The following is an 18,406-nucleotide window of genomic DNA, read 5'->3' as shown; positions in this document are numbered from 1 at the left end:
CCAAAGTGACCTTTTTTAGACCACAGAAAGCACGGGAAAAACAGCTGTGCGGTATCTCAAAAAGGTAAAGCACCTGTCCCTTAGCAACGCTAAAGGATAATGTGCTTTACCTTTTTTGTTTTGTGCTGATGCTTAAAGCATGGGACCAACCCCCCTTGCTCCAAGCGGATGACCTATAGTAGGGCTTTGAATTGAATATTAGACTCTTCAAGGAAGCAATCGTCAAAGCCGCGTGGGTGATGGTACTCTAGCTTATCCTTGTCTAATGGATAGGTATACTTGCCACCAACTTCCCAGATAAAGGGATGAAAGGCATACTGTAACCGTTCTTTACGCATCTTCCACAGGGCTAAGATTTCATCTGTTGAGGCCATAAAGTTTGACCAAATATCATAGTGCACAGGGATGATGACCTTGACCCGGAGATTTTCTGCCATTCTCAAAAGATCAATTGAGGTCATTTTATCCTGAATACCTAGTGGGTTTTCCCCATAATTATTTAAGGCGACATCAATCTTGAAATCACGGCCATGTTTGGCAAAATAGTTAGAAAAATGCGAGTCAGCGCCATGATAAATGGTTCCACCTGGTGTTTCAAAGATATAGTTAACAGCTTTGCTGGCCATCAAGTCATCGGTGATGGCTAGCCCTTTTAGGCTTTCACCATTTTCTTCGTAGCCATCAATAGGTAAGGTGACCAAGCAGGTCCGATCAAAGGATTCCACCGCATGGACCTTGACGTCTTTAAAGGCAAAGCTCTCACCCGGAGCAATCACAATAATCCGATCTTCCGGCACGCCCCAGTTGACCCAAATGTCTCGACAACCAACTGGTCCGACAAATTTTACGTGATCTAATTTGGGATTATTGATAATGGCTGCCGCTGTTGAAATATCAATGTGATCACTATGGACATGAGAGACCAGGTAGTAATCTAAATCAGTAATGGCAAAAGGATCAATCACCATTGGTTGCACGCGCAAGTTGGGCTGCAATTTGCGCACACCTGCCATGTTGGCCATCTGGTGACCCCAAACCATGTTTTTAACCTGCTTGGTGGCCTTACCTCGTGCTGACCACAAATCCATCACCACATTGGCTCCACCTGGTGTTTTAATCCAAACGCCACAATTCCCTAACCACCACATGGCAAAATTACCCTCAGGGACCACTTCTGCTTCAATTTCTTCATTCAACCAGGTTCCCCATTCTGGGAAGGTTGACAAAATCCATGACTCCCGGGTAATGTCTTGTACTTTAGCCATAGTTACCTCCTGATAATAGCTTTTTTCTAATTTCAGTATAGTCTTATTCCTAAGGGATAAAAAGACCAAGTCTCACACAGAAACAGTGTTCAAAAATAGGCCGTTAGACCAGCTTGAGCCCATAAAAAAAACGCCTCAGTAAGCTTCCCTAAGCAATAGGGTACTGAGGTTCACAGCTTAGCCTTTTGTAAGCTTATTTCTCAAGGAGGTCTTGCATTAATTCTTGACGGATTAATTTTTCAATTTGGCTTTTAAGGGCAAAGCCATCCTCTTGAGAAGCCACATACTGGCCGATTAATTTTTCCAGCATTTGAGAAAAAACTTGTGGCTTGGTTGTTTGCTGATGCTTAGCATAGCGCAGCAAATTCAAAATATCGTCATCGGTTAAAATCGGGTTGACCACCAAGGTAGGCAAGGAACACTCAAGGTCTGGATGCGTGGTAACCACAAAATCAACGTTGAGCAAATCAGAGACACTTTGGAATTGCTCCGTGGTAAAAATACCAATGGTTTGACTATTGACCAAGTAGAACTCGCATTGCTTGTGGAGTAACTTTTGCAGACCAATGCCCGCATCTGACACAATAATCATCTTGATGCACTCGGGTTTAGCTGAGCTATTGCGCAGCTCACCGCCTAGATGAATGGTAATATCTGCAATATCATCATCTGTTAGCTCGATATGCCAGGCCTCCTCCAACAAAGGCACCGCCGCCTTGGTTTTTTCAAATAAATCAAGGTATTTTTCTTTGATGTGATTGGTTAAGGGGTTCATGGCTGTAATGCCATATTCTTTGCGATAAATAAGAGCCTTGCAGTGCGTGGTCAACTGGCGGATAAGATCGGCCTTGTGGGTGAAGTGCAGGTGGTCTTTATCTTCTAAACGGCGTAGAAAATTTGTCAAGTCAGTGCGCATATTTTGATAATCTGAGCTTTCGGCATGCTCATCCTTGTCTTTACGAAAAGACAGCATCAACATGGCGATCAGTCCGATTTCCACATGGTCTAATATGAGGTTGAAGCGAACAGCTAATTCATCTGCTAAATCCCGCGCAATATAATATTCTTTGCGTTTCCAGATCCTATCAAACTCTTGCTGTAGTGTTTCTTTAAACTCTGAACTAAAGGCCATATTACGATAGCTGAGCAAGATAAAAGGCAGAATTTTAATCATAAATTGGTAGTCACTGGCATTAATTGTCTTACCCAAATTAGCCTGAGAAATAGGCAGATAATCCTTAAGAAAAGCCAGCAATTCAGGTGAAAAATAAATGGTCTTGGTCAAGGTTTTGGACAGTTTTAGCTGCAAGCAAGCTTGAAAACTACTGTTACCACCGCGATAGACACCATCTAGCAGATGGTACAAAAACTGAATAAAGGACAAAGGATGGCATTCAAAGAAATAACCGCGTGCCTTGGTGACCTGTAAGCTAATGGAATAAGGTTTCTCCATCAATAACAGTCTTAGATCGTTGAGATCATTTAAGACGGTGTTACGAGAGACATCATTGATTTGCATCAGGCGATCAATCGTGACGCGATCAGTGGACACCGCAATAAAGAGGGCGGCCAATTTGACCCGCTCATCACTTTTCATGACGTAATTGTAGTCATCAACATCTGCCAGCAGGGAACGACAAGCAGCCTTTTGGCGCTCAGTCAGACAAATCCCCACTCGGGGTAAAGCAGCCACAGGAACAATGTCGGCAGGCAAGGCTTCATTGATCTTGTCCAAATGATAGTAAATCTTGCGTCGGGATTGCCCTAATTGCTGTGAAATGCCCATAATGGTCTCAGCTTGCTCTAACTTTATCAGATAAGTCAAGAGGTCATAACTTTTGTTATCTAAAAGCATCATTTAATGGCTCCTTCATGCGTCTTTTAAGTTTACCATTCTGTGATTAAAGAAGGTTTTAGAACAACTAGTAAGCAACTATTATAGTATAGCAAAAAAAGCCGAGGTCACCTGGATACCTCATGCTTATTTTTTAAGAATGCACCTGCTCTTTTTGCCCATAATAGGCATTAGGCCCGTGTTTGCGCAGATAGTGCTTGTCCATAATATACTTAGGCGCTGGCTCTACATGTGGATTGATCTGCTCGGTCAAGCGATTCATCCTAGCCACTTCCTCAAGCACGACGGAATGGTAAACGGCTTGCGCTGGATCCTTGCCCCAAGTAAAAGGCCCATGATTGCGTACTACAATCCCAGGAACTGCCAGCGGATCTAAGCCTCGGCGGGTAAATTCTTCAATAATGACCGTGCCTGTTTCTTTTTCATAGGCACGGTTAACTTCAGCCTCACTCAAAGAACGAGCACAAGGAATCGCGCCATAGAAATAATCAGCCTGGGTCGTGCCATAAAAAGGCAAGTCACGCCCTGCCTGGGCCCAGGCCACAGCCTCGGTTGAGTGAGTATGGACAATCCCACCAATAGCTGGCCAGGCATTGTAAAGCTGGACATGGGTCGCCAAATCAGACGAAGGATTCAGATCCCCTTCTAGGATGTGACCTTCAAGGTCCGTTACCACCATATTTTCTGGAGTGAGTCGATCATAGTCAACCCCAGAAGGCTTAATGACAATCAAGCCGGCCTCTCGGTCTACCTCTGAGACATTGCCCCAGGTAAACTTAACCAAGCCATAAGCAGGCAAGGCCTTATTGGCCGCACAAACCCGCTGCCGCATCTCAGATAACGATTTCACCATTAGATAACACCTGCTTTCTCCATCAGTGGGTAAAGAAAGGCCTGCGCTTCTTGGATCGCTTTTTGGCTCTCCTCTACCGTTGCGTCATTTTTGCACCACATTTCAATCAAAAAGGGACCATTGTAGTTTGTTTGCTTTAGCACTGCAAACATTGCTTCCCAGTCAACACAACCTTGACCAAAAGGCACATCACGAAATTGCCCCTGGCTCTGCTCGGTCACCGCATAGGTATCCTTGAGATGCAGCGCAGCAATAGACTGATGGCCATTGTAAAAGGCACTCCACAAATCATTATGCCAAGCAGCAAGGTTACCTGTATCAGGATAGACAAAAAGGTAAGGCGAAGCAATTTCTTTTTCAATAGCTAAATATTTTTCAATGGAATTGATAAAAGGATCATCCATGATTTCAATGGCCAGCATGACCTGGGCTTCTTCGGCCCAAACACAGGCTTGGCGCAAGTTTTTGATAAAACGCGCACGGGTTTCAGGGGACTTTTCCTCATAGTAAACATCATAGCCAGCTAGTTGAATCGTACGTACACCAATGTCTTGGGCAAAAACGATACACTTTTGCATCATCTCCATAGCCTTGGCTTCCTTAGCTGGATCATTAGAGCCCATGGGAAACCGCCTGTGCCCACTAAAGGTGATACTTGGCACGCGTACACCTGTTGCAAAAATGGCTTTAACCAGCTCAAGCCGCTCGGCTTTTGACCAATCGAGCCGCGCCAAGCGTTCATCTGATTCATCAATGGACAATTCCACAAAATCAAAGCCCAGCTCTTTAGCAAACTGGAGGCGCTCTAACCACGTTAGCTCTTTTGGGATTGCTTTTTCATAAATACCTATTGGACGTGCCATGTTTTACCCCCAAATGCGTTTAATTTCAGCCTTGAAAGCTCGTGCAGCGGCTGCTGGATTAGGAGCTTCGGTAATCCCACGTCCAGCAATGAAGGTAAAGACATCCACTCCGGCAAATAATTGCAGTGTATCAGTTGAGAGACCACCCGTCACTGAAACCCGAAAACCCATATCAATCAACTGTTTCACCTTATTGAGGTCCTTTTCTCCCCAGCTATCACCAGCCAGTAGGGCATCTCGTGATTGGTGATAAATGGCCTGGGAAATACCGGCATCAAGCCAAGCTTGGGCCTGCTCAAAAGTCCAATCACCATACAGTTCAATTTGAATCTCGCCACGGTCGCCGCGCTCTTCTTTGATAGCTTTTAAAGCAGCGGCCATGGTGGGAATTGTGGCACAGCAAATGCAGGTCATCCAGTCGGCACCTTGTGCCGCATTGTTTCTAGCAACTGTGCCACCAGCATCGGCACACTTGGTATCGGCCACAATTATTTTTTCTGGAAATAAGCTGCGCAGGACTTGGACCAACTGGCTGCCTACTTGGAGTAGACAAACAGTGCCTGCTTCAATCACATCAACTTCTTGACCAACGGCAACAGCCGCTGAAATAGCCCCTTGTAAATCTGAATGGTCAAGGGCAACTTGTAACTGGGGTAAACGTTTTGTCATTTTTCTTCCTAAAGCGAGAGCCCCCCTCCTCCCTTTCTAACAAGGCTTTGCCATTGTCACAAAGCCAGGGTACTAGAGTGGACTGTCTCGACTTGCTTTTCCTTTCCTTAAGGTATGGAGCAAGAGCACTGCCTGGGCGGTACTCTTTTTTTGTAACATGCATGCGATAGCTGGTGATAAGAGGGGCTAGCACCCCGAGCATCGGACACCAGCCTTAAATAGCATAAAGGGCTTGAGATGACCGAACCACCAAGGGCTACGGAGGCTCTCCTTGGCAACCATTGCTTTTGGCGGACCTATCTGCTTGGCAAAGCTTCGCCAGATAAGGCTGCCTAGTGTTTTCAGCCCAAAACTAGCTATCTAGGTCAAAACCGGCCAGGTAGGGGCTGTCTTTTGAGGCCGCAACCATAGCCAAAACCTCTTCCTTGGTCTGGCAAGCCACGAGTCGTGCAATCGCATTGTCTAATTCAAATAAAGCAATAATTTGGGGAATAGCCACTGACGTGTGAATGGCAGAGCTCGTAGCAGCCAACGTTAGGAGGACTTGGACTTCTTTGCCATCAGCAAACGTCACCGGCTGCTTTAAGGTCACCAAGGAAAACGCATCGCGATTAACCCCGTCTTCTGGACGGGCATGCGGCATCGCCATGCCTGGCATTAGGATATAATATGGCCCATATGCTTCTGTAGAAGCAATGATGGCCTGATAGTAGGCTGCATCAACCGCTCCGCTCTCAATCAATGGATCAACGGACAAGCGTACAGCCTCTTGCCAGGTATTTGCTTCTAAGCCCAAGCGAATCGAATCATTGTCTATAAAGGCTTGTCTTAAATTCATCTGTTCTCCTTTTAGCAATAAGAGCGTGATGAAGACTCACTCCTCTTTCAGCTTTTTTATAAAACGGCTTGTAATTTTGCCTTGATCTCATTGTCGTCCATCAAATTATCCAAGCCAACCAGATGGCCTTTGGTCCGACCATCCAATTCATGAATCAAGTGATTGGAGGCCACCACAATATCATAACCGGCCGCTAAGCCTTTAGCTTCGCCAACTGAGCAAGAAGCCGATTGAATATCAGTTACACCTAATTGCCGAAGGGCGTTTTCAACTTTCATTTTAATAACCATGGATGAACCCATGCCATTTCCACATGCTGTTAGAATTTTAACCATTATGATTCTCCTATTTTTTCACTTATTGTGCTTCACCACGGTAGTAGGCTTCTTTATCTTTAGCTTTAGCAAATTGCCATTGCGGAATAGCCAAGAAAAAGAGACAAACGATAAGATAACCGGCGATACCGAGGTATTTAAAGAGATAGCCAAAGGCTAACCACGGAAATTCAAAGTCAATATTACCATGATAGCCACCTGTGAGTCCCAAAAGACCAACAGCAACGGCCCCCAAAGCGACCTGAATCACCCCTGAGAGGAAGGACAAAGCAACGGCTGCTTTCCAGCCGCCACGCTTATCAGCATAAACAGCGATCGCTGCATTATCAAAGAAGACTGGAACAAAGCCCGTAATAATCAAGATAGGATTTTTAAAGATAACCAGCAAAGCAATCGTGATCAGCTGACCGATCAAGCCAAAGGCAAAGCCTGACAGCACAGCATTGGCAGAGCCAAAACCATAGGAAGCCGCAACATCAACTGCCGGGAAAGAACCTGGTAACAGCTTATTGGAAATCCCCTGAAAGGCATTGGTCAACTCAGTAACAAACATCCGTACGCCCTGCATCAAGATAAACAAATAGACTGAGAAAGTTAAGGACGTTTGGAGAATGTACATGAAGAAGGCCTGCTTGGCCGGGACAAAGGCCCCTGGACCAATCAACTGGGCATTTGACATGATTTCAGGCCCAAGTACGGCCAAAATAGCACCAAAGAAGACCAGCATTAAGGTGGCTGAGGCAACAACTGTATCATGGAAGATACTTAAAAAGGTAGGTAATTTCAGATTATCAAGATTTTCTTCCTTCTTACCAAAGAAAGGGGCTATCTTATCCACAAACCAAATGGCAAACTGCTGCTGGTGACCAATAGCAAAGCCTCCGCCGCCTGTTAAACGTTGCGTAGCTTCGACCGTCATATTGGAACTTACAGCCCAATATAAGCCACAAACAATCCCAACGGCCCAAGCGCCAAAAGCATTTTGAAATTGAGGAATCAAAAGCAGTACAAAAACAGAAATGGTAGCGGCCTGCTGAACCATGATATGACCTGTAATAAACAAGGTACGAACCTTGGTCACCTTGCGAAGGGCCACCAATAATAAATTAACCCCAAAGCCAATCAACAAGGCTGTCGTTGCCACACTGATGAAGCCCATAGCCTCAAGCTTGGTATTGGCTGCTGCTAGACCAAAGTACGGATCAATAACTGCCGCTTCTAATTGAAATTTTTTAGCAAGCGCCACTAAGATCGGACGAAAGGTCGTAACAAGGCCGCCGGCCCCGACATTTAAAATCAAGTAACCAACAGTTGCTTTAATAAAGCCAGCAAACACTTCATGCAAAGGCTTGTTTAATAGCAAGTATCCTACTAAGACCAACAAGCCAACGAAGAAGGCTGGATTTTGCAAAATATTTTGCGAAAACCAATTTAAGGGAGCTAGGAAAAATTCCATGACCGTCTACCTCTTTCACGTTTGATAAATTCTTTACACTGTCATTATAATTTTTGTAAGCGTTTTAATAAAGACCAAGTATCACACAGTCCTGTGTTCAAAATTGGGCTTTCCAGGCCTTGTTCAGGCCCAGAACCAATAGCAAAAAAGCGCCTGGAGATGCAAATGCTTGCCCTTTAGCATCAGCAACTGCAAAACAAGCCCAAGCATGCAAAAAGAGCTGACAGGCTTGAACTGTCAACTCCGTAAAGGTTATAATATCAGACTACCTGGCCGACCACCAACCGTGCTGGATGGCTTAGCGAAAGGATAGATTCAGTCTAATCAAGCTGGCTTGTGGGCAAAGATGGAGTTAGGCTGGACGATTCGGCCATCTTGTGGACAAAGCCGGAGTTAGGCTGGACGATTCAGCCATCTTGTGGGCAAGGCTGGGCTCAGACTGGGCAAGCTGGCTGCCGGTGATTTAGCTGCTTGTCGCATACTGGACTTGGTCTGGTTAATCCAGCCGCCTGGTCGCCAAGCAGGTCAGGTCGACCTTATTTGACGACAATATTAACCAACTTATCTGGAACAGCAATGACTTTGATGATGTCCTTGCCAGCTACTTCCTTTTGAATCTGCGCGCTAGCTAAGGCTGTGGCTTTGAGGTCTTCACGTGTCAAGCCCTTAGCAACCATTAATCGTGCTTTGACCTTACCCTTGATTTGGACAACAATCTCCACTTCGTTTTCCACTAGTTTGCTGTCGTCCCAGACAGGCCAAGGGACGTAGGCAAGGGACTGACCTGAGGCTGTTAATGCTTGCCAAAGCTCCTCAGCCAGATGGGGAGCAAATGGTGCAAGCAATTGCACAAAGCCCTTAGCATAGTCCATAAACAGCTGGTCTTCTTTGTTGGCCGCATTCACAAAGACCATGAGTTGGGCAATAGCTGTGTTGAACTTCATCTGCTCAATCTGCTCAGTCACGGCCTTAACAGTCTCATGGTAGACCTTGTCCAAAGCTCCGCTATTTTCCAGCGACCTTTCTTTGGTCATAATCAAACGGTAAACGCGGTCAAGAAACTTACGCGAGCCTTCTAGGCCTTCTTCTGACCAAGCAATCGAGGCATCCAGTGGGCCCATAAACATTTCGTAGACCCGCAGAGTATCTGCCCCGTATTGTTCAATCACCTCATCTGGATTGACCACATTTTTCAGTGATTTGGACATTTTGGCTGGAGCTTGTTCTAGTTCTTCGCCCGTTTGGACATTAAAGAAAGAGCCATCTCGCTTTTCAACCTTGTCAGTAGCAACAAGTGCTCCGCGGTGATCGCGGTAGCTTGTACCCAAGATCATCCCTTGGTTAAAGAGCTTTTGGAAAGGTTCCTTGGTCGGCACCACCCCAAGATCATAGAGGAATTTATGCCAAAAACGGGCATAGAGAAGGTGTAAGACAGCATGCTCTGCCCCACCGATATAGATGTCGACTGGCAACCAGGCCTTAAGCAGATCCTCATCTGCTAATGCGTCATTATTATGCGGGTCAATGTAGCGTAAGAAATACCAGCTCGAGCCAGCCCACTGCGGCATGGTATTGGTCTCACGCCGCCCCTTAACACCATCAGCGCGTGTCACCTGCAACCAATCCGTCAAGTTAGCTAGCGGTGATTCCCCAGTCCCAGAAGGCTTAATATCCCTAGTAACCGGCAAAACAAGGGGCAGCTCCTGTTCTGGCACTGCTGTTGATGTTCCATCTTCCCAATGAATAATCGGGATAGGCTCACCCCAATACCGCTGCCGGCTAAAGAGCCAATCCCGCAGACGGTAGTTGACTTGTTTCCTACCAACACCCTTTGCTTCAAGAAAAGCCAGCATCTTATCAATAGCTGCGGCCTTATCCAGCCCATCAAGAAAGTCCGAATTAATATGCCGACCGTCCTCTGTATAGGCTGCCTCAGCCACATTACCACCCTCTAGCACCGGAATAATCTCAAGGCCAAACTGCTTAGCAAACTCCCAGTCCCGCGTATCATGCGCCGGCACAGCCATAATCGCACCCGTTCCATAGCTAGCTAGCACATAATCTGACACCCAGATCGGCATCAGCCGGCCATTAACCGGATTAATCGCATAGCTACCGGTCCACACCCCCGTCTTTTCCTTAGCCAGATCCGTCCGAGCCAGATCCGATTTGAGACTAGCTTGGTGCTTATAGTCGGCCATCGCTTGCGCTTGCTCAGGCCGGGTAATGGCGTCCACCAGTTCATGTTCTGGGGCCATAACAGCGTAGGTCGCACCAAATAAGGTATCCGGCCGCGTTGTAAAGACCGTAAAAGCCTGATCACTCTCTGCCACCGCAAAAGTCACCTGAGCACCCAGAGATTTGCCAATCCAGTTGCGTTGCATATCCTTAATGGACTCAGGCCAATCCAAGTCCTCCAAGTCCTCAAGCAAGCGCTCAGCATAGGCTGTGATCTTGAGCATCCATTGGCGCATGGGCTTGCGCACAACTGGGTAACCACCCCGTTCAGAAGTGCCATCTGGCAAGACTTCTTCATTAGCGATGGCTGTGCCCAATTCTTCCACCCAGTTGACCGGAACTTCGGCTTCGTAGGCTAAGCCTTTTTCATAGAGCTTGGTAAAGATCCACTGGGTCCACTTGTAGTAATTAGGGTCAGTGGTATTAATTTCTCTGTCCCAATCATAAGAAAAACCAAGTGCATTAATCTGCCGCTTAAAGTTCGCAATATTTTCAGCTGTAAAAGCAGCCGGATCATTGCCCGTATCCATAGCATATTGTTCAGCTGGCAAACCAAACGCGTCCCAGCCCATAGGGTGCAGCACATTAAAGCCTTGAGCTCGCTTATAACGACTGAGAATATCCGTAGCAGTGTAGCCTTCTGGATGGCCAACGTGCAGCCCAGCCCCCGAAGGATAGGGAAACATGTCTAAGGCATAAAAATGCGGTTTCTCAGGATCTTCTCCCGTTTTAAAAGTTTGATTCTCAGCCCAAAAAGCTTGCCATTTGGGTTCAATTGCTTTGTGATTATAAAAGGCCATATGATTATCTCCCGGCATAAAAGTCTATTAGTTCTATTATAGCACGATATGAGGCATTTACCAATGGCATAACTAGCGAAAAAACCTCTCATAATCTGTCACACCACAAAGGGCTAGGGCAAAAGCACAGCAGCACAGAAAAAGAGCTCCTCTAAAGGAACTCCTTGTCATTGTTTAAGTTTAGATGATTGTTGGACTTAGTTTTCTTTGCGTTTTGCAGCAAGTGTCACCATGCCGGCGCTTGTCATCACGGCAAAGGCTGCTGCTGTAAAGAATGGGTTAGCAGAATCACCAGTTGATGGAAGTTGGTTAGCAGCGCTCTTCATAGCTACAGGGTTGCTTGCTAAATGTTTAACGTTAGATTTAGCAGCTGGAGCATCGGCTGCTGGTGCTGCTTTACCTGGTTTAACTTGAGGCATTCCAGGAGCTTTAGGCTCAGCTGGTTTAGTCTCTGGAGCTGGTTTAACGTCAGGCGTTGGAGTTGGTTGATCTTTTTTAGCTAGTGAGTTAAGGATGAAGTCTTTAAGTGACTTAACGCCTTCAACTGTCTTAGCACCATCAATTTTCTTAATGTAGTAGTCGCTCACGCCAGCTGCTTTCAAGGCTTTCTTAGCATCGTCTTTAGCAAATTCAAGCTTGAAGTCATCTGGTGTCTTAACATCGCCGGTTAAGGTATTGATACCTTCTGCTATACCTTCAACGTTCTTAGCCAATTGGTCGGCTTTTGATTTAGCAACAGCATCCAAGATAGAATCCTTAAGCGCTTTAACGCTGTCAACTGTCTTAGCACCATCAATTTTCTTGATGTAGAAGTCGCTCACGCCAGCTGCTTTCAAGGCTTTCTTAGCATCGTCTTTAGCAAATTCAAGCTTAAAGTCGGCTGGTGTCTTAACATCACCTGTCATGGCATTGATGCCTTCTGCCATACCTTGTGTATTCTTAGTAATGATGACAGCTTTTTCAGCTTTATCAACTTCAGCGCTAATCTTGTTAACCACAGCCGTAGAGGTAGCATCTTGTAGCTTATCCTCAAACTCAGCTTTTGCAGTTGCTGAAATTTCTGTTTTAGCATCAACGTTATCCAAAGCGGCTGCTTTTGCATCAGAAAGCTCTTCACTAGTTTTAGCTCTCGCTACCATTAATTGGAAACTTTCACCGTTGTCTGTTGTTTCAGCTGCTTGAACACTGGTTACACCTGCTAACACTGCTGCAGATACTGAGGCAATCCCAAAAGCGGATTTTCTCAAGTAAGACTGCATTTTCTTGTTTTCCATTTTCCTATTCCCCTTAATTATTTTTACATTAGGTTAAGTATCCTATAGATAACTTAATGACATTATATTACACATATATTATTAAGTCAATATTAAGAATTTTTCAGACTTTTTAATAAATCCCCGTTGTCAGCAGCCTTGAAAAGCCGCTTTCATGCATTTATTCCGCCTTTTTCGTCTTGTTTTTTGACAGGTTCGTTTTGCTGTTTTATTATAAATTCGGACAATATCATTATTACTTTTTTGTTACAAGTCTATAAGAACGTGACCTGTTTTTGTAAAAATAAGGGCTATTATCCTTGTACATGAGCCACTGCGCAGCCTTTTATGAGAAGAAAAAAAGGATACTGTAAGGGTTTTCAAACACGCATTAAAATCCTAAATCTCTGGTGCCTAGCAGGCAACAGCTGATACTAGCAACTGGTCTTTAATCATGGCAAAGCAGCTTATATTCTGGAATTTTTCCTTTTCTGCTCAAGCAAGACGCAAAAAGGCCACCTCTAACTAACACCTATCAAGGGGATAGGCTAGTTAGGGCAACCTTGTCATCACACTCTGTTACTTGCTGGTTATCCGCAGCCAAATGGTACACCGATAACCAATGCTTAAAGCGCAGCCTGCTTTAGCTGCCATCAAAGGGACTTTGTGCCTGTGCTGAGCAAACCCCCGCCGTGGCGGCTCACTAAGCACAGCGATTCTCTCACCTAATTAGGGGTTACAAATGGTGCTTAGGAGAGCTCGGCGATTTGATAAAGCTCAACTTCGGCCACGGTTTCAGAACCAAACATGTTCAGCATGAGTTTGACCTTGTTATTTTCAATCTCAACGACGCGCCCTTCTTGACCCATGAAAGCGCCATCAATGATTTGGACGACATCGCCTTCTTTAATATTGGTATCAAAGACATCCACTGTTTGTCCCATGGATAGGAGGATCGCTCGGATTTCTTCTTCTAATAGCGGTGTTGGCTTAGAACGGTTCCCGTGCGAGCCCACAAAGCCAGTAACATTGGGCGTGTTACGCACCACAAACCAGGCTTCATCAGTCATGACCATCTCAACTAGCACATAACCTGGGAAGCGGTTTTCTTCAATTTCCTTGGTTTGTCCATTTTTTTCCACATTAACCGTTTGCGTTGGAATTTCTACCCGTAAGATGTTTTCCATCATATTATAGGTTTGTGCCCGTTGTAAAAGGTTCTCTTTGACCTTGTTTTCATAACCAGAATAGGTCTGAAGGACGAACCAACCCTTATCAAAAGAATCTAACATTGCTTTTCCTTTCCTTAATAAAAAAGCCTAAGAAGGCTTTGGAAGTGATTACTTTCCTTCATTATAATAAATGCCAAGGAGGCTGTCAATCATCTACCATTAGGAATCATTCCCGTAGTTAATATTGTTGTCCAATTTGTTATAGTCCAAAGGGAGATAATAATGACTTTCCTTGTCTTAACAATTGGTCAACAATATTCGCTGATGCCCTTTCTTCCAATTAAATGCAAAAAAGGGCGAAATAACCCCTTGTTTATGTGGTGATTTTTTTGAACCAGTTAAACTACCCAGCTCGCAAGGTGAGTCCTTGTCCCTGACTTGGCTTTCCTTAAGGCAAAGCCGAGCATAACTAAAAAGCTCATGGCAACAGCTAAACTCATCTTCTTTAACCCTCGAATAGTATGGGTCTCAAACCTAAAGTCTCTGTCTAATCGTCCATTCACTCGCTCCACAGCTATTCGCTTCCTGTATAGCCTCTTGAACTTCTTACTATCTCGCGCTACTTGATTAAAGATAATCGGTTCAACACATCGTTTTAAACGAAAAATACAGTTATCTTGATACTTAGGGTGAAAACCATATCGTAAACTATCACTAGAAGAATCATAGCCCTTGTACATGAGCTGAATCGCTTGGCCTCTATCATCTACCCAAAACACTTCTCCTGATTGGTTATAAATCAAATCGGTATCCAAATATTGCCTAGTGCCATTCTTTTTCCACTTATGTGGGTTATCAATGATTGTGACGATATGAGCCTCCTCCAAAAGAGCTTGAAGAGGGCTGCCACTGTAGCCTTTGTCTGCCATTAGGTACTTCCCTTTTTCAAGCGTCATTGGACTGAGGTTCCTGATGAGCTCTTTCGCAACCGTTGGTTCCCCTTTTGAGGCTGGTGTTACTCTCCAAGCCACAGGTAATTCATAGGTCGTATCAACGATAAGATGACAACGATAGCCATAATGGGTTTCTTTAGTTACCATCCCATTTTTATGAGGGCACTGTTTGATTCCACTATCGGCATCTAAATCGGCACGCTTATCTTTCTTTTTCTTATATTTACCATAAGGACTAGCATAGCTATCTATGAATTTACCATCTAAGGCCAAGTTAACACCGAAATTAGGAAGAAGGTCATATAGTTCAGATATGCCAGATAATACCCAGTCCTCAATATCAGGGCAGACCTCTTCCAAGTCCTGGATGAAACGGGAATAAGCAGATTTAGAGGGGGCATGGACTAGTTTTATCGTCCCATTTTTCAATTTAACCCCGTGGGTTTCAAAGCCACAGATTTGACGTAGTTGACTATTCATATTAAGCTGACGAATCAACTGTTGATCGGTTTCCAATTGAAGAACTATTTTAGCAATATAGGCAATGAAATAGGACTGGATGGTGTAATCTTTTCGACCATGTTTTCGTTTGGCTTCTAACTGGTCAAAGAAATCCGTTTCTGGAAGACCATCTAATACCATCAAAATTTTTTCCAAATCACCCAGTTCCTGATCTTCAAAAAGGTTAAGCTGTGTTATAATTTTCATAGTGAGACCTCGTTAATAGAGATTTTTGCTTAAAACTATTATAACGCTTTGACGTTTCATTGAGGCTCACAAAAGGGAAAAATCGCTACTTAACGTGGCGATTTTTCTTTTTGAGGGTTTGAAAAGCTATGATGGCTATGGAATAACTAACTACGGGAATGATTCATTAGGTGATTGCATGACAAAAGAAAGCTAGCAAAATAAGTCACCACTAGCCAGAGGCAATTACAAGCGCTAGGGGTTTCAGCTTCTATTTTTGGCCAACAAACTAGCGCCCACCACGTAAAACAGCTCACGCAGCCAACAACATTGAAGCAGTCATAGCTCAAAACAAGCAAACTAAAAAAGATTGGAGAAAGGAACTTGTGCCCCTTTCTCCAATCTGCGACTAGGCGTAATTTTGCTCCTAGCATTTTGCCCTTATTTAGAACAAGTTAATAATACTTAAAATCCCTTTTGATAGGATTTGGTCAAAGATGAAAATAATCACTGTGAAAAAGGCTGTATACTCAAGAACTGAGATAAAGTCTTTCCAGCGCTGTTTTCGATTTGGCCATGTTGTATCTTTCAACAGTTTAAAAATACCACTGACAAAGCTCATCAGACATCCCCTTTAACGTGTTTCTTTATGTACTGTATATTTTTTACAATATTTACAAAATTTATTGACTTCTAGACGTGTTGGTTTAGGCGTACTGCTTACTGCAATTGAGTAATTACGGCTTCCACATTCGATACACGCTAGGCTTGCTTTTTTTTGTGCCATAACGCCTCCCATGAAAGCTATTGTAGCACGAATCAACAGCTAGCGCAAGTTATCTTGCTAACGGATAAAATCAACAATTCCATTCCAGAGATTCTGGGCTTTCTCGCGCAAGCCCGCACGGTCAACTGCATCTGACAGTGAACGCGAAGCTTCTTCGGCTGATTTTCGCAAACCATTGATAATTTCCTGCGATTTAGAAGCCGTATCCGTAGCCGTTTCATTAACCCCGTAAATGGCCGAAATCCCATTTTGGGCATAGGCGTTTTCGACCTTGAACGGTGTCCCCTTGGTATAAGGGAGGATATAGGAGGCCTGGGTACTGAAAATAGCTGACGCAGTCCCAGCACTCGAATCTGTCAAATAATGGTGCTGATCAGTTTTATTAAAGCCGACCCACTGGCTGATAACGACATCGGGTGTATAGCCAATCACCCATTGATCGCCCGCCAAATCAGGATTAAAATCAGTCTCTGTTGTCCCTGTCTTGCCGGCCATGGTATAACCATAGACATTGGCATTGACCGCAGAGCCATTAGAGAAGGTGCCAAGCATCATGCTCGTCATCTTATCTGCCACAGACTGACTTATCACCCGTTTGGTTTGATCCTGGTGTTCTTTCAATACATGGCCATTTGCCGTTTCAATCCGAGTAATGAAATGAGCAGAGTGCATGACACCCTTATTAGCAAATGCTGAATAGGCTTGCGCCATTTCTAGTGGATTGGTCGTCACACTGCCTCCTAGGGCAAGGCCCAGTTCTTTGTGAGCAGCAGCCATGTTTAGGCCAAATTTCTTCCCATAGCTAATGGCCTTGTCAATCCCTAATGCATCTAGAGTGGCAACTGCTGGTATATTATAAGAATTGGCCAAAGCCTGATACATGGGAACATCTTCAGATTCGTAATTTCCATAATTATGCGGCTTATAGCCCTTGAAATCACGCAGAGTATTTGGCAGCGTCTTATCAATAGACCAGCCAGCAGCAATCGCTGGCGCATAAACGACTAAGGGCTTAATGGTCGATGCGGGGCTACGTTTGGCCTGGGTCGCATAGTTAAAACTCCGAAAAGTTGGATTTTCTGTACTATTGACTCGACCAACAAGGCCGCGCACCCCTCCGGTTTTGGGGTCTAAAACAACGCTAGCGCCTTGAGCCTGGCTATTGTCATACTCTGAGACCGGAAAGAGGCTCGTGGTGTTAAATGTCGTTTGCATACCGGCCTGGTAATGCTGGTCCAACTCCGTGTAAATCTTGTAGCCATTATTGACTAAGTCTTTCTCTGAGATGCCATAAGTCCTTATAGCTTCATTGATAACCGCATCAAAATAAGATGGGTACTTGTAATCATTGGTTTTTTTCGTATAGTTATCAGCTAGCCGCTCGCCCATGCCGACTCTCTCAGCAGCTGCTGCATCTGCCTTGCTGATTTTTTTAGCGTCCACCATGGCCGCCAAGACCGTATTGCGGCGGTTTGTGGCATTAGCTACTGAATAATAAGGATTGTAAATCTCTGGTCCCTTTAGCATACCCGCTAAGGTCGCTGCTTCATCAAGCGTCAGATCACGCGCACTGGTCCCAAAGTATTTTTGGCTAGCATCTTCTACGCCCCACACACCATGGCCAAAGTAGGCATTATTGAGATACATGGTCAGGATGTCTTTTTTGCTATATTTTTTACTCAGCTCCAAAGCCAGGAAGAATTCACGCGCCTTACGCTTAATCGTCTGATCTTGTGACAAATAGGCATTCTTGGCCAATTGCTGAGTGATGGTTGAGCCCCCACCAAAATGCCCGGCAGTAACTACCGCTAGCAAAAAGCGTTTGATATTAATCCCATTATTAGTATAGAAGGTCCGGTCCTCTGTTGCAATCACAGCATCTTGTAGCCGCTCTGAAACAGCATCAAGTTCAACATAACTGCCTTTTTGACCCGTCAATCTACCTGCATAGGCCTCTTTTTTGTCATAAATAAGAGTTGTTGCCTTCAAGGCACTCTGCAAGTCAGATACCTTGGCCGTTTTAGCCAAATAAAAGAGATAAGAGCCAAAAACCAGGACAAAGAGCCCCATACCAATCAGGAGCAATTTACCAATATGATAGCGGCGCCAGAAACGCCGAAGCGGATGTTGCGGCGATGGTAAAAAACGCCCTAAACGCCCCAACCAGGCCGGTTGATTAACCTCAAACGCATGGCTATTTGTTGTCCGACGGCGCTTATAGGAAGATTGCTGTGCAGATTCAGAGGGTGGTTCTTGATTGTCAGCAGCAGCCTTAAAGCTCGCCTCCTGCCTTTGCTGCGCTTTTGCAGCTTGTTTTTTCTGGTGCGCCTGATAAGCGTTTGGAAAAAATTTTTTATAGAGTAACTTAAAAAATGACATAAG

At 44.8% G+C, this 18,406-nt stretch carries 15 protein-coding genes; all 15 read right to left on the bottom strand.

What is annotated here, in order from left to right; genetic code table 11:
- Positions 1 to 173: 173 nt before the first annotated feature.
- Complete coding sequence (gene ulaG, locus K5J94_RS02580) at positions 174 to 1,265, bottom strand: L-ascorbate 6-phosphate lactonase (protein ID WP_159563900.1); 1,092 nt, start codon at positions 1,263 to 1,265, stop codon at positions 174 to 176.
- Between the two features lie 193 nt (positions 1,266 to 1,458).
- Positions 1,459 to 3,123: a BglG family transcription antiterminator gene (locus K5J94_RS02575; RefSeq protein ID WP_159563899.1), complete on the bottom strand. Its 1,665-nt coding sequence runs from the start codon at positions 3,121 to 3,123 to the stop codon at positions 1,459 to 1,461.
- A 130-nt stretch (positions 3,124 to 3,253) separates the two neighbouring features.
- On the bottom strand, positions 3,254 to 3,973 hold the full coding sequence (locus K5J94_RS02570; protein WP_221913412.1) for an L-ribulose-5-phosphate 4-epimerase: 720 nt from the start codon (positions 3,971 to 3,973) through the stop codon (positions 3,254 to 3,256).
- Positions 3,973 to 4,836, bottom strand: coding sequence for an L-ribulose-5-phosphate 3-epimerase (locus K5J94_RS02565; RefSeq protein ID WP_159543413.1), 864 nt, complete (start codon positions 4,834 to 4,836; stop codon positions 3,973 to 3,975). Before K5J94_RS02565 ends, K5J94_RS02570 begins: the two co-directional genes overlap by 1 nt.
- Before the next feature lie 3 nt (positions 4,837 to 4,839).
- Entirely contained in the window at positions 4,840 to 5,505 is a 666-nt protein-coding gene (locus tag K5J94_RS02560) for a 3-keto-L-gulonate-6-phosphate decarboxylase UlaD (protein ID WP_159543415.1), read from the bottom strand.
- A gap of 352 nt (positions 5,506 to 5,857) precedes the next feature.
- Entirely contained in the window at positions 5,858 to 6,343 is a 486-nt protein-coding gene (locus tag K5J94_RS02555; RefSeq protein WP_221913409.1) for a PTS sugar transporter subunit IIA, read from the bottom strand.
- A 56-nt stretch (positions 6,344 to 6,399) separates the two neighbouring features.
- Positions 6,400 to 6,678 (bottom strand): PTS sugar transporter subunit IIB, encoded by a 279-nt coding sequence (locus K5J94_RS02550; protein WP_159543419.1) that lies wholly within the window; start codon positions 6,676 to 6,678, stop codon positions 6,400 to 6,402.
- Between the two features lie 22 nt (positions 6,679 to 6,700).
- Positions 6,701 to 8,134, bottom strand: a complete 1,434-nt coding sequence (locus tag K5J94_RS02545; RefSeq protein ID WP_159549861.1) for a PTS sugar transporter subunit IIC — start codon at positions 8,132 to 8,134, stop codon at positions 6,701 to 6,703.
- Between the two features lie 536 nt (positions 8,135 to 8,670).
- Positions 8,671 to 11,172 (bottom strand): leucine--tRNA ligase, encoded by a 2,502-nt coding sequence (leuS, locus tag K5J94_RS02540; RefSeq protein WP_221913407.1) that lies wholly within the window; start codon positions 11,170 to 11,172, stop codon positions 8,671 to 8,673.
- 197 nt (positions 11,173 to 11,369) lie between these two features.
- Positions 11,370 to 12,446 carry an albumin-binding GA domain-containing protein gene (locus K5J94_RS09485; RefSeq protein ID WP_221913405.1) on the bottom strand — a complete coding sequence of 359 codons (1,077 nt, stop codon included), beginning with the start codon at positions 12,444 to 12,446 and terminating at the stop codon, positions 11,370 to 11,372.
- Between the two features lie 728 nt (positions 12,447 to 13,174).
- Entirely contained in the window at positions 13,175 to 13,717 is a 543-nt protein-coding gene (gene nusG / locus K5J94_RS02530) for a transcription termination/antitermination protein NusG (RefSeq protein WP_159543429.1), read from the bottom strand.
- Between the two features lie 278 nt (positions 13,718 to 13,995).
- Complete coding sequence (locus tag K5J94_RS02525) at positions 13,996 to 15,258, bottom strand: transposase (RefSeq protein ID WP_221912573.1); 1,263 nt, start codon at positions 15,256 to 15,258, stop codon at positions 13,996 to 13,998.
- Between the two features lie 424 nt (positions 15,259 to 15,682).
- A complete protein-coding gene (gene secE, locus K5J94_RS02520; RefSeq protein ID WP_159543431.1) occupies positions 15,683 to 15,859 on the bottom strand; it encodes a preprotein translocase subunit SecE in 177 nt (58 codons plus the stop codon).
- A gap of 12 nt (positions 15,860 to 15,871) precedes the next feature.
- Complete coding sequence (rpmG, locus tag K5J94_RS02515; protein ID WP_159543433.1) at positions 15,872 to 16,024, bottom strand: 50S ribosomal protein L33; 153 nt, start codon at positions 16,022 to 16,024, stop codon at positions 15,872 to 15,874.
- Positions 16,025 to 16,081: 57 nt separating this feature from the next.
- The gene (gene pbp2a, locus K5J94_RS02510; protein WP_221913402.1) at positions 16,082 to 18,403 is read right to left on the bottom strand and encodes a penicillin-binding protein PBP2A; all 2,322 of its coding nucleotides are present in this window, start codon (positions 18,401 to 18,403) and stop codon (positions 16,082 to 16,084) included.
- Positions 18,404 to 18,406: the final 3 nt, after the last annotated feature.

Origin of the sequence: Streptococcus halichoeri, assembly GCF_019774635.1 — a bacterium.
In the GTDB taxonomy this organism is placed as follows: domain Bacteria; phylum Bacillota; class Bacilli; order Lactobacillales; family Streptococcaceae; genus Streptococcus; species Streptococcus halichoeri.
This window is presented reverse-complemented; position numbering and strand designations above follow the sequence as displayed.

Bases quoted from the DNA above. Each gene is read 5' to 3' on its own strand.
- ulaG (WP_159563900.1), bottom strand. From the start codon at position 1,265: ATGGCTAAAGTACAAGACATTACCCGGGAGTCATGGATTTTGTCAACC.
- K5J94_RS02575 (WP_159563899.1), bottom strand. From the start codon at position 3,123: ATGATGCTTTTAGATAACAAAAGTTATGACCTCTTGACTTATCTGATA.
- K5J94_RS02570 (WP_221913412.1), bottom strand. From the start codon at position 3,973: ATGGTGAAATCGTTATCTGAGATGCGGCAGCGGGTTTGTGCGGCCAAT.
- K5J94_RS02565 (WP_159543413.1), bottom strand. From the start codon at position 4,836: ATGGCACGTCCAATAGGTATTTATGAAAAAGCAATCCCAAAAGAGCTA.
- K5J94_RS02560 (WP_159543415.1), bottom strand. From the start codon at position 5,505: ATGACAAAACGTTTACCCCAGTTACAAGTTGCCCTTGACCATTCAGAT.
- K5J94_RS02555 (WP_221913409.1), bottom strand. From the start codon at position 6,343: ATGAATTTAAGACAAGCCTTTATAGACAATGATTCGATTCGCTTGGGC.
- K5J94_RS02550 (WP_159543419.1), bottom strand. From the start codon at position 6,678: ATGGTTAAAATTCTAACAGCATGTGGAAATGGCATGGGTTCATCCATG.
- K5J94_RS02545 (WP_159549861.1), bottom strand. From the start codon at position 8,134: ATGGAATTTTTCCTAGCTCCCTTAAATTGGTTTTCGCAAAATATTTTG.
- leuS (WP_221913407.1), bottom strand. From the start codon at position 11,172: ATGGCCTTTTATAATCACAAAGCAATTGAACCCAAATGGCAAGCTTTT.
- K5J94_RS09485 (WP_221913405.1), bottom strand. From the start codon at position 12,446: ATGGAAAACAAGAAAATGCAGTCTTACTTGAGAAAATCCGCTTTTGGG.
- nusG (WP_159543429.1), bottom strand. From the start codon at position 13,717: ATGTTAGATTCTTTTGATAAGGGTTGGTTCGTCCTTCAGACCTATTCT.
- K5J94_RS02525 (WP_221912573.1), bottom strand. From the start codon at position 15,258: ATGAAAATTATAACACAGCTTAACCTTTTTGAAGATCAGGAACTGGGT.
- secE (WP_159543431.1), bottom strand. From the start codon at position 15,859: ATGAGCTTTGTCAGTGGTATTTTTAAACTGTTGAAAGATACAACATGG.
- rpmG (WP_159543433.1), bottom strand. From the start codon at position 16,024: ATGGCACAAAAAAAAGCAAGCCTAGCGTGTATCGAATGTGGAAGCCGT.
- pbp2a (WP_221913402.1), bottom strand. From the start codon at position 18,403: ATGTCATTTTTTAAGTTACTCTATAAAAAATTTTTTCCAAACGCTTAT.